This is a genomic window from Methylobacterium aquaticum, from assembly GCF_001043915.1.
Classification (GTDB): Bacteria; Pseudomonadota; Alphaproteobacteria; order Rhizobiales; family Beijerinckiaceae; genus Methylobacterium; species Methylobacterium aquaticum.
This window is the reverse complement of record NZ_LABX01000040.1, coordinates 1-16,620: the sequence shown is the minus strand read 5'-3', so window position 1 is coordinate 16,620 and position 16,620 is coordinate 1. Positions and strand designations below refer to the sequence as shown.

Sequence of the window (16,620 nt, the reverse complement as noted above, 5' to 3'; positions counted from 1 at the left end):
CCGACCTGCCTTACCGTGGTTTCGACCCATGACGCAGGCGGTGATCATCGGTGCCTGTGATCTGCTCAGGCAACCGTATCACACTCAGAGACCTGAACATCAAATCTATCTACTAAATTATAGAAATATTCCGCTGCGGAATTGTGATGCTTGGGCGCTAAGCTCAATCCACTTGACCATGCGATGGGCTGTTAAGGGTGGCGGGCGGCGGTTGTTTGGGTAGATGCCGAATGGCCGGATCGCTCCAATTGTGGAACGAACCTGATTGTCACGGAACGGACGTTCAATCGTCTGCGGCAACTCGGCCTACGATCTGCATAGTTCACAATTGCGCAGCATCGGGCTATGCCGCTGTCGTTGTTCTCGAGTCCACCCATGCCAGCCACACGCGTTGACGTCTTCGGCGACCCTTCTCGGGTCTGGACGGTCCCACTGGAAGATGTGAGCCGACAGGCCACGGCTTCACTTCGAGGCTATGTCTACCAGCTTCACGCATCGGCGACTGCGTGGGTGGGATTAGGGATAGACGACGAACTTTACCTGGAAGTCGCCGAGGACTATACAGAAATCCTTCGTGAGCCGGGCACGCTCGATGAGGTCCTGAGGGCCACCCAGGTCAAAGACACGCGCGAGTCCGGCTCGGTGACGCTGAACTCTGCAGACGTACTTGATGCCGTCGAGGCCCTGCACAGACTTCGTATCACCAACCCTGGCCGGAATGTACGCCTCGTATTCCTTACGACGTCGAGCATTGGACAGGAGCGAAGAAATGCTCTGCCGTCTGGCGTGGCTGGTTTGACCGCCTGGGAAGCGGCCGCCTCTGGTGGGGATGTCGAGGAGCTTCGCGCCGCCCTGCTTCAGCGCACGCTGTCGGATACCTTGAGGGCCTTCATCGCCATCAGCTCTCCTGAGCAGCTTAGGGTGGAGCTTCTCAGCCCCTTAGCATTTGCATGTGGCGCGCCTGACTGGCGCTCTCTCGAGGAGAGTAATCGTCGAGCCCTCGTCGCGCTTCGGGACGAGGTCCAGGCGACTGCAGACATGGCGCACCGCTCCTACGACGCCGTGTTCCGCGACGTCATTGCGTGTGCGCTCGGGCCGAGCCCTCGTCGCCTAGACGGAGCGCAACTTCGGGCTTGCCTGCAGCGCGCAACATCCTTCGCTATTCCGTCGAGCGTTGCCGGACGCCTGCTGGCCGAGCGCGCCACGCACCCAAGCGGTCCCCTTGCCCTTGACGATCTGCGCGACCTCGCGGCCTCATTGATTGATGCCGGTGCACCGCCGTCGATCGGCCTGCTCTTCCCGGACGCTACGTTGGCGGCCCGGGACGCTCTAGAGGACGCCTTCTCGGTAGAGCGGCGGCTCACTGAGGCCGAACCTCGCGGAGCGCCCGAAATCGCGACGCTGTCGAGCCTTATTGGGCTTCCGGAGAAACATCACCTTGTCGTCGGCCAGCCTGGTTCCGGAAAGACGCACGCTCTCTGGCAAGCAGCGAAGCGACTGCTCGAAGCCGGCACAGTCGTCCCCCTGTTCCTACCGGCTGGACAGGCGACGGGATGGCGTGACTTAGAACAAATGGTCACGGAGGTAGCGCCGGGAGTCGACTTGCCAGCCCTGTTCCGTGACCCGCGGGTCTGCGTCTTTCTCGACGGTTGGTCCGAATTCGCGGTTGGAGGGACTGGAGAGAAGCGACGGGTGCTGCGTGCTCTGCGGAGCGCACGCCTAGTTGCTACGGCCAAGTTCGCCGATGTTGACGACGCTCCCGTCAAACGGTGGAACCTCGACCTGCTCCCGCCCGACCGAGTGGCGTGTGCTGTCGCGGCCGCTGCGCCAGGCGACCCGCTTCCGCTGAGATCCGTGCTGGACCTCCTGCGGCTGCCTCTACTGCTGGCCATTCACGTCCTCTCGGGCGCACGAGCCGCTGCGACCGGCGACTTGCTACGGCAGTTCCACGAGCACCTTGCACGTGGGTTGCCCGAGCGCTTCACAGAAGCTCTCGCCGGAGCCGTCGCGGACCTGTCCCTTGAGGGAACACGATCCTTCGGTCGTCTCGCGCACGAACTCCAAGCTCGATCAGCTTCGGCGAGCCTAAGCGACCCGGTCAGGCTGCTGAGGAGTCTCGGCACAGTCCTCGAACGCAGTGGTCAAGCAGTTCCCATCCACGACCTATACTGGAGCTGGCTTGCGGGACGCGGCCTGTTGGGAGAAGCGCGAGCCGAGCGCGCCGTGAGACCGCTCTGGACGCGCGAGAGCTATGCCTTGGCCATTCAGGCGGGTGGACGCGCCACGGACAGCGACGTGAACGCCGCGGTGAGGGGCGACATCGTGTTAGCCGCGGCACTTGATACTAGTCGCGGCGCGGAGTGCCCGACGCCCTCCCTCGCGGACACTTTGTTGCGCGCCCTGGCCGACTCTCGCTTGGCGGTGCGCAATCGCGCCGCCTTGGCTGCGCTAGAGGGAGGGCGTCCGGAGTTCCTCCGCCCAGCGCTGGACGTGCTCACCGATTTAGCCGGGGCTGGCTTGTACCCGACAGAATGGAAGCAGGCGCTCCGCCCGGTGAACTTATACGCGCAGCGAGCCACGCTCGGCGAATGGATCGGATCGCCGAACACGAGCCTCGTGCTTGATGCAATCGCCGAGTTAGGTGGGCCAGAGTGGGGGCCCTGGCTGGAGCAGATCGCAGTGTCTGGGCGAGCCAGTCAGTTGGATGCCGCGGCGGCCGCGCTCGGCTGTTGCCGTGATGTGCCGCAATGGGTCCGACCGCACCTTGATGCTATCGTAGCTTCGCGCCCCTGGAAGCTCCGGCCTGCCGCAGACAGGCGTGGCAATCGCGCCCTGGCCTGGGTCATTGCAACAGAATACGATCGTTTGATTGAAGCGGTCGGTGCCGCAAATTCCAGCGCGTGGATCGATCTCAATCGTGTGCTTGTCGGCTGTGGCGATGACAACGTATTCGATCTACTACTCACCCTCTTCCCGTCTATGGGAACTCGCGCGCAGGAACTGCTCGGTTTTGCCGTGGTCGAACGCGGCTCACCTTGGATCGCCCGCTTTCAGCGCGTTGCTCTAACGACTGGCGCGCATCACCACCATAGGCTTGCCGAGCAGGTGTCGCTTGAGATTGAGGACGAAACGGCGCGAGCATGGATAGTCACGGGTCACGAAGAGGCAGGCTGGCGGGTGCTCATCGCGCGGCACGGGGAGGCGCTCGTGCCAGAGATGGTCGCGCAACTGCCGCCCTCTTTCGCAAATCTCCACCACATCCCGGTACTAGCCTATATGCGCTGGCTTCCGAGTGCGCCCGACTCGCTCATCGACGAAGTCTGGCGTCGGCTAGACAGCCCTATGCAGCCGAAAGCGATGCAAGATGTGCTTAACGCCGTCGCGCAGGCCTATCCCACAGGCGTTCCCTCCATCGTGAGATTTATCGCGGATCAGCCAGACGCCCTTCCCGCATACCACCTCCGCCAAGCACTTATGCTCTACGAGGAGTGGCGAAAGAAATTTGGTGCCAGTCTCAGTGTGACGACAGCCGATGGCGTCGAGCACGCCTTTCACGAATGGGTTGCACTTCGGAGCGCGACGAGCCGTTGGGAGGAACACTTCACTCCGGAGATGTTGGCCCTTTCGCCAGACCTAGCAGCCGATTACGTCGTACGTCATCTCTCTGACGACGAGCGCGCAGCGGCGGTGTTGAGAGCTATCAGGGGAAAGGTTGCTTATAACGCTCGGCTACTGGACCGTATGCTCGCGACGCCTGCTCTCGCTACTCTCGTTCCAGATGTGTTCGCTGAAGCATTCGACCTGTTCCCTGCTGAAGCGCTTCAACGCTGCCTCTCCGCGGCTGACATCAGCCAAGAGACGTTGCTGTTTCGCTTGGCTGCTACATCAAACCCTATGCACCGCGCAGTGCATGAAGAGCTGATCGCGCGCGTTCTCGACGGCTCACCTAATTTGCATCACATACGTTACGTTGCGAGTATGATGAAGGCGTACTCGCGCGAGGAGGTTCTCCAGTTCCTCGCTGCGGCCCCTCACAACCGCGAGGATCGCTGGTTCTGGCTTGTTCGCTCTGTCGAGTCAGTGAGGAGCGAACGCCTAATTGACGAAGATGGAGCAGCCCAGCGCTAAATTTAGATTTAATCCAATTATATCGCCAATATTGAAATATCGATGCCCGCTCAACAGCACCTCCTTATTGGAATGTTTGTAATTCCAAGCTGCTCAAGTGTCAATTTTTTGGGATATAAACCCTACTCTCTCGACCGTCGATGCTCAAGCAAAGATGATATAATTATGCGACTTTCGTAGACATGAGTTATGCAAATCTGGAGGTATTTAATTTCGCAGTGAAGGAATATAGCCATAGCGATCCGCTATGCTCGATTAAGCAATCTTGGAGCCAGCGTGGCGCTCACGCCCCTTGAAGGATGCGGTAGACCTGCATACGCGAGCAACCGAGTGTTGCGGCGATGGCGGACGGGCCATGGCCAGCGGTGTGCAGCGCCCGCACCTGATCGCGATCGAGGCGGCGCTTGCCGCCGGTGTACGCCCCGGCCGCCTTCGCTCGCGCGATGCCCTCGCGCTGTCGCTCTTTGATAAACCGACGTTCCATCTGCGCGACCATGCCGAGCACGGTCAGCACCACGTGGCCCATCTCGCCACGAGTGGAGACGTGCGGATCGAGGACGGTGATACTGGCCCCGCGCTGCTCGGCTTCATGCACGACGTTGAGGACGTCCCTCGTGTCGCGGCCGAGCCGGTCAAGGCGGGTCACGACCAACTCGTCGCCCGGCCGTAGGAATTCGAGGACGGTGGCGAGTTCGGCCCGGCCCTCGCGACTCGCGCCCGACACCTTCTCAGCCCGGATAATGACGCAGCCCTCGGCCTTCAGCCGGGCCACCTGTGTGTCGAGATCCTGATCGAGGGTGCTGACGCGGGCGTAGCCGATGCGGGGCAAAACAGGTTACCTCAGGGTGGTTGACGCACCCTACGAACCACACCCGCAATAGCCGGGGTCAATCGGCTTCCATGTCGTCACCGATCGGTGCTTCGCTGGCAGCATCGAGCGCTGGCCGTAAGCAGGCCTGGCAGGCCCGTGCGACTGTCAGTGCGCACCTACTGGTCATCTCGCCTGAACAGGATGCTGACATCCTGGCAATCGGCGGCTTTCGAGAGGTTGCCTTGTTCTATGCGGCACTCACCTGGCGCGGGTGGGTTGCACGAGCGTAGCCGCCGTGAGGCCCGACCGGTAACCTCAGGGTTTAAGCCTGGGACTACCGTGTCACAAACTGCCGCTATGAACTTAGATGTTACGGCTCAGCCCATTTACTGTGTTACGTCACGCCAGGGTATACTCGAATGTTCCACGCATTTTTAGCCGCGAATCGTTCCGTTTCAAATCTAATTATCCGCCCGCCCTTGGGCTTGAGCCAACCCGTCGATTGCAGGGCGTTTGCAGCGCAGTAAGTGGTTGTCTTATTGATTGTGGCTCACCAAATTGGAGGACCGTTCAGCCACCGAAGGGCGCACGTGGTCATGATATCAGCGGCGGTGATGTGGAGCGTGCTGGAGGCAGGTGCAGCTCTCGTCGGAAGCGAAGCGGTCAAGGTGGCTACTAAGGAAGCGTACACGGCGTTGCGCGAAGGGGTTGCTAATCGTTTTGGATCTCGTGCTGGCACGGCAATAGCGCAAGTCGAGGCTGATCCAAAATCTCCAGAGGCATTCAAGGTGCTTGCCGCCGCGATACCGGAGATTACGACAGCAGACACAGAGGCTATCGGACAGCAATTTAGGGCTTTCATTATTGCGATGCAAGTCGATCCGGCGGCGCAGCCCGTCATCAATGAGCGTGCGCAGGTTCGATTCGACCTCCAAGCCCAGGGCAACATTCTTATTGGCGAGATTGAGAGCGCCGAAAGCATTGATATCAGAGGAAGTGCTGGACAGGATATACGGATAGATCGCTTAAACATGGTGGAGAGGGCTAAACGGGGAAAATAACTGACGCCCTTGGCGAGGTCGGACAAGGCGCGGTTATCAAGACCTTAGAAGCGATACCGCTGCCACATGTGGCAGCGAACCAATCTGCTGGCCGCGACGCAACGATCGTTGTCAACATCGGCGTGGAACAGCGCGAGAGTGAAAAGCGTGGCGTGGATAAGCCACCGGAATATTCCGCTGACGCTCTCGAGGCTGCATCAGCAGATCTGTTCATGTGGCCTCGGGACATCGAGGGCCACTTTATTGAGCGGCCGGAGCTGGCGCTCATCGAAAATTACCTGAAGACTCCCACAGAACCAGCCACACTAAGTCGTACCGTACTTCTGTTCGGCGAGCCCGGATCTGGAAAATCTGCTCTTCTCGCAACTCTCGGCGAGCGACTCACCGATATGGGTGCGATCGTGCTGGGTATAAAAGCTGATATGCTGCCACCGAACGTGAGCAACCTATCGCATATCGGACGCGAACTCGGACTGGGTAACGACCTCGCGCAGGAACTTCGATCGCAGAGTTCTGTAGCGCCACTGTATGTTCTCATTGACCAACTCGACGCGGTTGCAGCGCTGATCGACGGAAGCGGCGGTCGGCTACGGGCGCTCTCGCAGCTCGTACGCCAATTACGTCTCGCTCCCGGCATAAGGATCGTAGCTTCTGCGCGGCCATTCGAGTTTAACGCTGATGGAGCATTCAGGACCGCATTTCCATCAAGCGGCGTCGATATTGTTGAACTTGCCCTACCTAGCCTGCGCGCTGTGTATGATATAATGCAACGTGTCGGCGTTGATCCAGGAGAGATCCCTGACAATCTCCGTGAGATAGTGCGCATTCCTCAAGCGTTGCGCGATATCGTGTCCGCGCGTCGAGCTGGGTTTGCTTGGAGCGCCATGACGAGTTGGCGATACGCGCAGACGGCGCGTTTCGACCGCCTCGTGGAGCAAAATCCACAGTTGAACTTGGAGCGCGTTACGGAGCATCTTATTCAAGCGCAACGTCAGACAGGCGCTCTCTGGACAGCGCAGGCTAGCTTGCCGTTCGGGACCCGGCGCGCTGTCGAACGCCTTCGCGCCGAGGGCATCATTCGTCAACGGGAAGACACCGGGCTGGTGGGCTTCTCTCATCAGACCTGGGCAGAGAGCCTTGACGCGCGCCTGGCTCTAGCGCAGGGCGATCTCGCAGAAAGAATTAAGGCGGCGGGCCACAATCTACTGGCGCGGCCGCAAGCCCTCGCCATGTTGCGTTATATCCGGGATGCTGCACAGGAGGAGTACGATGCCGCGATCGGGCGTCTTTGGGTTGACGGGACGCTGAAGCGCCACCTACGCCATCTCATCTTGGACCTTGCTGCTGGATATGAAGCGCCCACGCAAGAAGAACGGCGCTTGGTTATGCGCGTCGTCGCCGGGGTTGACGCACCGTTGGCCGAGCGGGCCCTACGGTTGTCCGCAGGCAAGCCGCAATGGTTTCCTTTGCTGCGCGGCGCGATCTCAGATCGGATGGCATCGACGGACGACGAACGTGCCTGGAGTGTTCTACATTGGCTGTCTGCTGCCGTATCATTTGCTGGCCCTGAAGTTCTGACCCTGTTGCGGCGGCATTGGCTCGATAGCTCGGATCGACTTAGGTTCACGCCTTTTGTTCTTGAGCGGCTTGAGCATTGGGACGAGCAAGCTTTTAGAATGTTTGATGCCGCCGTCACGCAAGCTGCGTCTGTAGCATTCTCGCACGTCGCGGTGGTGCGTCGGCATGCTGAAGACAGTCGCCATGATGTCGCTGCTCACCTGTTAGGGATTCTCTGGGACCGGCTCGTGATACAGGCGCGCGCCGCGGCGGATGAAGCGACAAGAAATCAAGAAAGAAGAAGTGAGTCTGGACAGACTGATCTGATAGGTAGAATACTAATCTATCGGCAAAACCAGCAACGCTCTTTTGCCAGTCATTTCGCAAGATATGTTAGAGAAATTTCTGGATTGCATGATTTTTGCAAGTTTGCGAAGAAAAATCCAAAAGCCTATGCGAATGTACTCGTGCCGAAGCTTGCGTCGCTTGCTGATGTATTTGGTGCCGACTCGCAGCTTAGAAAATCTACAGCATTTGACTATTGGGAATTGCAGAGTCTTGGCCGAAATCAAGATACATCACAAGCACATTTTGACGTACCGCTTATTGAGGCTATTCGTACAGCCCTTGAGGAGCTTGCGCGAAGCAACCCGCTGGGCTTTATCTCAATCGTAGAGAGTAATGAAGGGAGTATTTTGCTTCTAGATCGCCTTTTTGCCCTTGCGCTCTCGTCCAATATGCCCACTCTTGCAAATACCGGCTTCAGATTTATAGAAAAATACTCAGATCGGTTGGTACTTGGTGATCGGCATGGCGACGATCAAGCTGATACGCTACAGCTAATTACTGCACTCTCGCCATGCTTAAGTGTTGACGAAAATGACAAACTTGTTGGAATAATAAATAAATTAAACGATTGCGTCATTGATGCGGACGATGATGTTCATCAACGCAGGCGCATTCGACGGGAAAATCGACGCATGCGGGCTCGTCTGCTTGCAAAAATCGACCGCACGAAACTGCCTTCTGCAGCAAGGCGATTTATTGGCGAAGAGATGCGTGCCGTGCCAGATGCACATCGTGCGCCAAAGCGCGGCATCTCCGCCGGGTATGTACGCTCGCCAATGGCAACCGACGCTATGGAACGGGCCAGCGATCAGAACATCCTGAAGTTATTTAGTGAGATCACTGATAACACAGACTGGAAAAATCAAAACAACAAAATTTCTCTGATAGGAGGCAGCAGGGAAGCGTCTGCGGCCTTTGCCGAGCTTGCTAAGAAGCAGCCAGACAGGGTGTTGAATCTAATTGATAAATTCTCGCCTGATACACATCAACGCCCCGTAGGGGACGCATTGCGCACCCTAGTCGATGTGGAGGGCATCGACCCGGCTAGGATCCTCGTTGTATTGCAGACTGCCCTCGACCGTGGATTTGGCAATGGCGAATTTTTGCGAGATGCAACCTTTGTACTTGATTCGGCTGCATTAAGGCTATCTGGCCTCAACGATTATTGGGTGCGCTTGCTTTTTACTTGGATTCAACCACCAAAAAATTCACCGAAAAAGGCAAATAATGAACAATTTACAGCAGAAAACAACGAAAAACAGCCATTACCCACGTCGGTCCTTTTTGGACAAGGAAGCATGCGCTTCATAGCTGGTGGCAACAACTACATGGTCATGCGGGCGGTGACGCATGCACTTATATGTCGCAACGATCCTGCCTATCTGGAGTGGATCGACTTCTTGGAATGGCGTGTAGAACAGCGGGAAGATGCTGCCGTATGGAAGGACATGTGTCGCGAACTCGTTTATCTTAGAAATGTGGAACCCGGGAGGGTTGCTAATCTTATAGCAAAGATTTTTTCTCAATGGCCAGAGGTGCGTGACAGCGACGAAGGTGCTGTTTTGATCGCCCATCTCCTTCAAGTGCTGCCGAAGGAGACCATTGATGCGGTCCTCGCTGGATGGCGTGGATCAGAATGGCCACTCGCATCGGTTGCGATCGGTGAGATATTGGCGCTACGCGCCGCGTGCTTAGGGACGATATTCTCCATAGGCGAGTACCTACAGTCTTCGAGTGAGCTCCAGTTTAATTTGGATATCATTACTGGAATTGCTAATGTCGCCGTTGAATTTTGGAACAATGACGATCCAAAGCTGCGGCATTGGGCCAGGGAAAACTTGGCACTCTTAGCGGCCCGCACTGAAGCGCGCGTTGCTCAAGTTTGCGCCTCTTTTTTCCAAAAAATTGCTCCATTGCCAAACGAAGATGATACCCGACACCTTCTACGCATAGTCAGCAGTAATTTATCTTTACTTAAGCAAATATCGGATACTGCTATTGATGACAGACTCGGCGAAGTTGTTGATGATGATTCTTTTCACGATGTTATTCTCGATATGATTGACGGACTTATTCAGGCCAACAAAAAAGATCTGAACGACATACGAACTTCGGGCCCACTGCTTGCACAAGGCTTGCTACCTATCGTGATTACTATTCATCGAGATCGTATTTATAGAGAACGAGCACTCAATTTATTTGAAGATATTCTTGATATTAACCAGACTTCTGCCGAAGAATTTTTATTAAAAACAAAAATCGATACGCATTGAAACACATAAATTCACGAGACAGGTATGATCCTCGCAAGCATTTTTGTTTGGCTTAACCGGTCACGAAGCGGTCGGTGCGTCATACTGATATCAGCAACCTCTCTAACACGATCGGAGTTGGCCTTGATGATCTCGAACATGCTCTAGTTGAATGCTGCGACGATACGTTTGGCTATGATCTGCCTGATGACGCGTAAAACCTGAAGCAGGAGCGCCTCGATTTCTTTAGCTCCTGATGAAAGCGTGCTCCCCAATGCAAAGCCAATGATAATTTGAGCACAATGCGAAATTTACCGGGCAGCATTACGGTCAAGAGAATCGTCAATTTTATCGCCGATCAAGTCGGCAGCCTGACGCAGTGGGCTCGCATCGAGATGGGCGTAGCGAGCCGTAGTTTCAGGCTGGGAATGACCGAGAAGCTTGCCGACGATAGGCAGCCCCAGGCTCGCACCTGCGCCGATCGAGGCAAAGGTATGGCGGAGGTCGTGAAGGCGAACCCCAGGCAAGTTGGCTCGCTGACGTACCGCCCTCCAAGGCTTATTAAGGTCGGCGCGGGGCTTCTCATCTTTGTTTCCGGCAATCACAAAGGTAGGGTTCGTGCGAGGCAATGCCTGCAGAACGCGAATGGCGGCGCGGCTCAGCACGAGGGTCTTCCGGCCCGTCTTGCTGTCCGGCAAGAAGGCGAGCCCTCGCTCGACATCAACCTCGTTCCAGCGGAGATGCAGGATCTCGCGCAGGCGGGCACCGGTGAGGATCAGCAGGCGGATCGCCGCGACGGCACCGGGGTCAAGCACCGTTCGCCTGTTCTCTGGCTTCGCAAGGTGCTTCGCACCCGGTCCGGTCTCATCAACCTGCCATGGGACACCAGTCGTTTCAGCCTCACGCAGGGCATCGCCGAGGCGGGTCAATTCGGCCGACGTCAGATAGCGCTCGCGCCCCTGCTCGCGATAGCGTTCGAGCCGGGTGACGGGATTGTAGCCATCTGGCACCAGCCCCTGCCGGTCGCACCAGGAGTACAACGAACTCAGCACCGCCATCACGTAGTTCGCGGTCGCCGGGCGATCTTCCAGGCGATGGTGAAGGCGGGCGACATCGGCTCGGGTGATGGCTTCCGCCTGACGCGAGCGGAAGTCCGGCAGGATGTGTGCGTCGAAAGCGTGGCGGTAGCTCGCGATCGTCGAGGCCTTCCGCTTCGGAACGACGTGCTCGTCGATGAAGCGTTGCGCTACCTCGCCGATGGTGGCCGCCGCTCGCTTTCGAGCACGCTCCTGGGCCGGGTCAACGCCGCGGGCGACCGCCCCGAGATGCTCGCGGGCTTGTCGTCGCGCTTCATCGGGCGTAACCGCCCCGTACCGTCCGAGGTTGACGAACCTCTTGGCCGCCCGCCGTCCACCTGGCCTGTAGCGGAGGATGAAGGATTTCAGGCCGGAGGGTTCGACGCGCAGGCCAAAGCCCTTCAACTCGGCGTCCCAAATCTCGTATCGCCGCCCGCGCGGTCCAGCGAGGTCAATGATGCGCTTTGTGAGCTTCGTGGGATTGTCGGACATCGCGATCGCTGCCAGTGACCACCGGGTGACCACCGTGGAAGGAAACCACGGTAACCAGGACGCGATCATAGCATCGAGAATGCCGATCTAAAACAAATGCTTAGAGAACTAGAGAGTAATCGGGAGTAGCCCTGGGAAATGCCATTATTGTTATTCGTAATGAGGGGGTCGGGGGTTCGAATCCCTCTTGCGGCACCATTATTCTCCACTGACGTCAATGATCGGGTGGCCTTCGGCATCGAAGACGGCTCGCTTGTTTTAGCCGGCGACCACAGAGTGACCATGCGGTAGGGGAGGTTCAGCGGGCGAATTCGGCCCCTCCCCTTTGCCTTCCTGGTTCATCCATCCAATAGAAGGTCGGTGATCGGCACCTTGCCCTTTAGCCCGATTCGGGCGTGGCGTGAGGCGTTCCGCCGCGAGGCCCTTGCGCGAACTTTGAAACCTGAGCCGGAAGATCGTGTGCCACAGCGACACCACGCCATGGGACATGTTCATTTTTTCTCCAGCGCTGCAATTCTTTGGGATACGCATTCATTGACGCACGAGCACGGCCGGGCTTGAATGTGCCCGAGCTGCAACGCCGCGCAGCCGGACCCTCTCGGCGATTCACATCGCCTCCCCATGACCGACGCGGGCGCCGCTCGCGCCTCACCGAGGAGCCATGACCATGCCCGCCGCCGTCAAGGCCCGCACCTTGGTCAACCGCAGCCGCTACCTGGCCTGGAACGCGCTCACGGTCATGGTTTTCCTGATCCTGACGGCTTATGTGGCGCGGGCCGACGTGCAGGCGATCTCTGCCGTCCTGAATTGAGGACCGGCGCGGGGAGAAGCGTGCCGCGTCTGCGGCAGGTGTCTCACTCCTCCTGACACCGCACCATCCCGAGCGACTCTTCCAGCACCCCCAGCAGCCGCTCGAAATCCTGCCGCTGTCCCTCGCTGAAGCCCGACAGGAGCTTGGCTTCCCGTGTAAGCAGGATCGGCACGAGTTCGGCGTAGGTCGCCCGCCCCTGCGCCGTGAGCCGGAGCATGATCTCGCGCCGGTCATCGCCGGCCTCCAAGCGCTCGACGAAGCCGAGTTCGATCAGATGGCTCACCGCCCGGCTGATGCGCGATTTATGCGTGCGGGTGCAGCGCACGACATAGGCCGCGCTGCGCGGTTCGTCATGCTGTCCGAGCGTCGCCAGCACACGCCATTCCGGGATGTCGATGCCGAAGCGGGCGTAGTCGGCGGCGAGCGCGTGGCTGAACTCGGTGGCGAGACGGTTGAGCCGGAACGGCGAAAAGCTGAGCAGGTCCAGGCGGTCCATCGGGTACAGGTCGGCACGTGGGCGATCGTCATCCCACGCTGTGACAGAAAGTTGCAAGCGCAACAAGTCGCCTGCCATCGGCAAGCGGGCGCCCGTCGGGCTGCGCCGCCCGATCCTGTGCATCCGACGACCGTCGGTGTCACTCGCCGGCCCGCAAGCGTTCGAGCAGCGTCGTGTCGGCGTAGCCGTCCGGCACCAGCCCAGAAGCCGCCTGATAGGCCCGGATCGCCGCGCGGCTGCGCGGACCGATGCGCCCGTCGATCCCGCCGACTGGATGCCCCTTCGCCTCGAGGGCCGCCTGGATCTCCCGCCGCTCGTCGGCCGCGAGTGGCCGGTCACCCCGGGGCCAGGATTGTACGAAGCCCGGCTCCCCACGCAGCCGGTCGGACAGATGCGCCACCGCCAGCGCGTAGGAGAAGGCCGCGTTGTAGCCGAGCAGGGTCTGGAAGTTCGGCCGCAGCAGGAAGGCCGGCCCCTTCGCGCCGGCCGGCAGGACGAGGCGGGCCGTCTCGGTGTCCGCCCCGATGACCCGGCCCGCGGGCGTGACCCCGAGCGCGCGCCACTCGCTCAGCGTCCGGACCGTCGTCTCGTCCGCGAGGCGGACGTCGAAGCCCGCCGGCAGCCGCACTTCGCCGCCCCAGCCCTCGCCCGGGCGCCACCCCAGGCTCCGCAAATACTGCGCCGTCGAGGCCAGCGCATCCGGAGCCGAGGACCAGATGTCGGCCCGCCCATCGCCGTCGCCGTCGACGGCGTGGCGCAGATACGTCGTCGGCATGAACTGGGTGTGGCCCGTCGCGCCCGCCCAGGAGCCGGTCAGGTGCTCAGGGGTCGTGCCGCCACGATCGAGGATGCGCAGGGCCGCAACCAGCTCCTCGGTCCAGGTGGCAACCCGCCTGTCGCCGGAACAGGCCAGGGTCGCGAGCGAGCGCAGCACTGGCCGCACCTTGCGGGGATCGTTCAGGACCCGGCCATAGCCCGATTCGATGCCCCAGATCGCCACCAGCACGTGCCGGTCGACCCCCGTGGCCGCCTCGATCGCCGGCAGGCTGGCTTCTGCCGCGAGCGTCGCCCGGCCATCCGCCACCGCCTCGTCGCTCACCGCGGCGTCGAGATAGGCCCAGATCGGTTTCTCGAACTCCGCCTGCCTGCGCGTCGCCGCGAGCACCTCCGGATCGGGGTCAAGCCCGGCGAGCTGCGCCTCCGCCAGGGCCGGAGTCACCCCCTGCTCCCGCGCCCGGGCGACGAGGCCGGGGAGGCAAGCGGCCATCGAGGGCTCCGCCGCCGGCGGGGTCTGCGCCCGGGCGGCGGTCGCCACGAGGAGCCACAAGAGCGCGATCGGCACCCGCATCGAAGGGCCTCCGTGATGGTGGGACCGGCAGGCGGCCGGACCGTCTCCGTCCCGGGACCTTTTAGGGCTCCGGCAAGCCGAACACAGTGAGCTGCCCGCCGGCCGCGGTATAGTGCGACAGCGCGGCATAGCCGCCGACGGCGCCCGAGCCCTCGGCCGAATCGGTGAGGCCCGCCGCGAGCCCGATTCCGGCCCAGCCGCCGATGCCCGACAGGACCGCCACGTATTGCCGTCCGCGATGCCGATAGGTGGTGACGTTACCGACGATCCCCGACGGCGTCTTGAAGCGATAGAGTTCCCGGCCGGTCTCGGCATCGACCGCCTTGAGGTATCCTTCGAGGGTCCCGTAGAACACCACGCCGCCCGCGGTGGCGAGCGCCCCCGACCAGACCGAGAACGGCTCCGGGATCGACCATCGGATCCGCCCCGCCAGGTTGTCCCAGGCGATGAAGGCGCCGGTGCGGTCCGTGCCCGGCGGCGGATGCAGCGTCAGCGTCGCGCCGACGTAAGGCTGGCCCCGCGTGTAGGTGACGTGGAACGGCTCGTAATCCATGCACATGTGGTTGGTCGGGACGTAGAACAGGCCGGTGCGCGGCGAGTAGGCGGCGGGCTGCTGGTTCTTGGCGCCGAGCGCCCCGGGGCAGATGCCCGTCACGGTCTCGTCCTCGCCGGTGACGCCCGGCGCGTAGCGCTCGTCCACCACCGGCCGGCCATAGGCCGGAGAGGCGCGGTCCAGCTCGATGCGCTTGGCCCAGTTCACGCTCGGATCGAACTTTTCGGCGACCAGCAGCTCGCCGGTCTCCCGGTCGAGGGTGTAGCCGAAGCCATTGCGGTCGAAATGGGTCAGGAGGCGGCGCTTGCGTCCGTCGACGGCCTGCTCGGTCAGGATCATCTCGTTGACGCCGTCATAGTCCCACTGGTCGTGGGGCGTCATCTGGTAGACCCATTTCGCCACGCCCGTGTCGGCATCCCGGGCGACGATCGCCATCGCCCAGCGGTTGTCGCCCGGGCGCTGCGCCGGGTTCCAGGTCGAGGGATTGCCGGTGCCGTAATAGACGAGGTTCAGGTCTGGATCGTAGGAGAACCAGCCCCAGGCGCAGCCGCCGCCGGTCTTCCACTGCTCGCCGTCCCAGCTCTTCAGCGAAGAATCCCGGCCGATCGGGCGGCCGAGTTCCGTCGTCTTGTCGGGATCGACCAGCATCTCGGCATCCGGGCCGGTGGCGTAGGCACGCCACAGGCGCCGCCCCGTCGCCTGGTCGTAGGCGGTGACGTGGCAGCGCGCCCCGTACTCCCCGCCCGACAAGCCGACGATCACCCTGTCCCGCACCGGGAGCACGGCCGCAGTGTTGGTCTCTCCCTTCGCCGGATCGCCGTTCCGCACCGACCACAGCACCCGCCCGGTCTCGGCATCGAGGGCGACGACGGTCGTATCGGCCAGTTGCAGGAAGACCCGCCCGTCCTGATAGGCGAGTCCGCGATGAACCGTGTCGCAGCACATTACCGCCACCACGCCGGCCTCCTGCCGCGGCGCATAGCGCCACAGGATCTTGCCGTTCTGGTCGAGGTCGAGGGCCGTGACGGTGTTCGGGAACGGCGTGTGCACATACATGATGTGGCCGACCACGAGTGGCGCGCCCTCGTGCCCGCGCAGTACCCCGGTCGAGTAGGTCCAGGCCACCGTGAGCCGGCCGACATTGTCGGACGTGATCTGGTCGAGCGCGGAATAGCGCGTGTTGGCGTTATCGACAGTCGGCAGCGCCACGGTCTCCCCGGCGGAAGCCGGGCCCAGGCCGAGCAGCAGAGCCGCCAGCACCATTCTCCTCATCGGTGTCCCCTCCCCGGTCGCGCGCCGCTCGTCATAGGCGCATGCGGCGCGCCGGGCCACGCGCCCACGCCAGACCGGGCGGACGACCGAAGTGGCGCCGTCCGCACGCTGGGCCGCGAGCGTTCCGTCTCGAATGCACGCCGTACCGCGATTGCCGGATCCCACCCGTGTTGACAGGCGAGCCGGCTACCCTTAGACAGCCGCTCACCGACGGGGCGCCGAGCGAACGGCTCAGCCCTCCGGGACATCCCGAGAGAGAAGACAGCAAGGGCCAGGGCGACCTGGACCTGCTTCCGTTTCTCCAGGGGATGAGATCTGGCTCTCAGCCCGATCGGCTCTTTGACAAGTGCATACGAGAAAGAGAAGCGTGGACGGCGTCGTCCCTGCGGATCGGGCCTTCGGGTCTGGTCATGAG

9 protein-coding genes are annotated in these 16,620 nt (G+C 60.9%); 4 read left to right on the top strand and 5 right to left on the bottom strand.

The window, feature by feature from the left end; all coding sequences use genetic code 11:
- The first annotated feature begins 375 nt into the window (after positions 1 to 375).
- Positions 376 to 4,128 (top strand): hypothetical protein, encoded by a 3,753-nt coding sequence (locus VP06_RS35985; RefSeq protein ID WP_156295464.1) that lies wholly within the window; start codon positions 376 to 378, stop codon positions 4,126 to 4,128.
- Between the two features lie 283 nt (positions 4,129 to 4,411).
- Here the strand turns inward: VP06_RS35985 and VP06_RS05430 are convergent, their stop codons facing one another.
- A complete protein-coding gene (locus tag VP06_RS05430; protein ID WP_048462810.1) occupies positions 4,412 to 4,957 on the bottom strand; it encodes a recombinase family protein in 546 nt (181 codons plus the stop codon).
- A 572-nt stretch (positions 4,958 to 5,529) separates the two neighbouring features.
- Between VP06_RS05430 and VP06_RS35980 the strand changes: the two genes are divergently transcribed.
- Both VP06_RS35980 and VP06_RS35975 read left to right on the top strand, forming a co-directional pair.
- A complete protein-coding gene (locus VP06_RS35980; protein WP_156295463.1) occupies positions 5,530 to 6,000 on the top strand; it encodes a hypothetical protein in 471 nt (156 codons plus the stop codon).
- 68 nt (positions 6,001 to 6,068) lie between these two features.
- On the top strand, positions 6,069 to 10,178 hold the full coding sequence (locus tag VP06_RS35975; RefSeq protein WP_156295462.1) for an ATP-binding protein: 4,110 nt from the start codon (positions 6,069 to 6,071) through the stop codon (positions 10,176 to 10,178).
- Between the two features lie 290 nt (positions 10,179 to 10,468).
- Here VP06_RS35975 and VP06_RS05425 read toward each other — a convergent pair whose 3' ends face one another.
- Positions 10,469 to 11,725, bottom strand: coding sequence for a tyrosine-type recombinase/integrase (locus tag VP06_RS05425; RefSeq protein WP_048462827.1), 1,257 nt, complete (start codon positions 11,723 to 11,725; stop codon positions 10,469 to 10,471).
- 667 nt (positions 11,726 to 12,392) lie between these two features.
- On the opposite strand from VP06_RS05425, the gene VP06_RS35970 reads away from it, so the two are divergent.
- Entirely contained in the window at positions 12,393 to 12,536 is a 144-nt protein-coding gene (locus tag VP06_RS35970; RefSeq protein WP_156295461.1) for a hypothetical protein, read from the top strand.
- A gap of 43 nt (positions 12,537 to 12,579) precedes the next feature.
- Here VP06_RS35970 and VP06_RS05420 read toward each other — a convergent pair whose 3' ends face one another.
- From VP06_RS05420 to VP06_RS05410, 3 genes are all read right to left on the bottom strand, one after another.
- Positions 12,580 to 13,155 (bottom strand): MarR family winged helix-turn-helix transcriptional regulator, encoded by a 576-nt coding sequence (locus VP06_RS05420; RefSeq protein ID WP_245291065.1) that lies wholly within the window; start codon positions 13,153 to 13,155, stop codon positions 12,580 to 12,582.
- A gap of 16 nt (positions 13,156 to 13,171) precedes the next feature.
- Positions 13,172 to 14,380 (bottom strand): lytic murein transglycosylase, encoded by a 1,209-nt coding sequence (locus VP06_RS05415; RefSeq protein WP_048462808.1) that lies wholly within the window; start codon positions 14,378 to 14,380, stop codon positions 13,172 to 13,174.
- A gap of 61 nt (positions 14,381 to 14,441) precedes the next feature.
- Positions 14,442 to 16,205 carry a methanol/ethanol family PQQ-dependent dehydrogenase gene (locus VP06_RS05410; protein WP_082167185.1) on the bottom strand — a complete coding sequence of 588 codons (1,764 nt, stop codon included), beginning with the start codon at positions 16,203 to 16,205 and terminating at the stop codon, positions 14,442 to 14,444.
- Positions 16,206 to 16,620: the final 415 nt, after the last annotated feature.

Bases quoted from the DNA above. Each gene is read 5' to 3' on its own strand.
- VP06_RS35985 (WP_156295464.1), top strand. From the start codon at position 376: ATGCCAGCCACACGCGTTGACGTCTTCGGCGACCCTTCTCGGGTCTGG.
- VP06_RS05425 (WP_048462827.1), bottom strand. From the start codon at position 11,725: ATGTCCGACAATCCCACGAAGCTCACAAAGCGCATCATTGACCTCGCT.
- VP06_RS35970 (WP_156295461.1), top strand. From the start codon at position 12,393: ATGCCCGCCGCCGTCAAGGCCCGCACCTTGGTCAACCGCAGCCGCTAC.
- VP06_RS05420 (WP_245291065.1), bottom strand. From the start codon at position 13,155: ATGCACAGGATCGGGCGGCGCAGCCCGACGGGCGCCCGCTTGCCGATG.
- VP06_RS05415 (WP_048462808.1), bottom strand. From the start codon at position 14,380: ATGCGGGTGCCGATCGCGCTCTTGTGGCTCCTCGTGGCGACCGCCGCC.
- VP06_RS05410 (WP_082167185.1), bottom strand. From the start codon at position 16,205: ATGAGGAGAATGGTGCTGGCGGCTCTGCTGCTCGGCCTGGGCCCGGCT.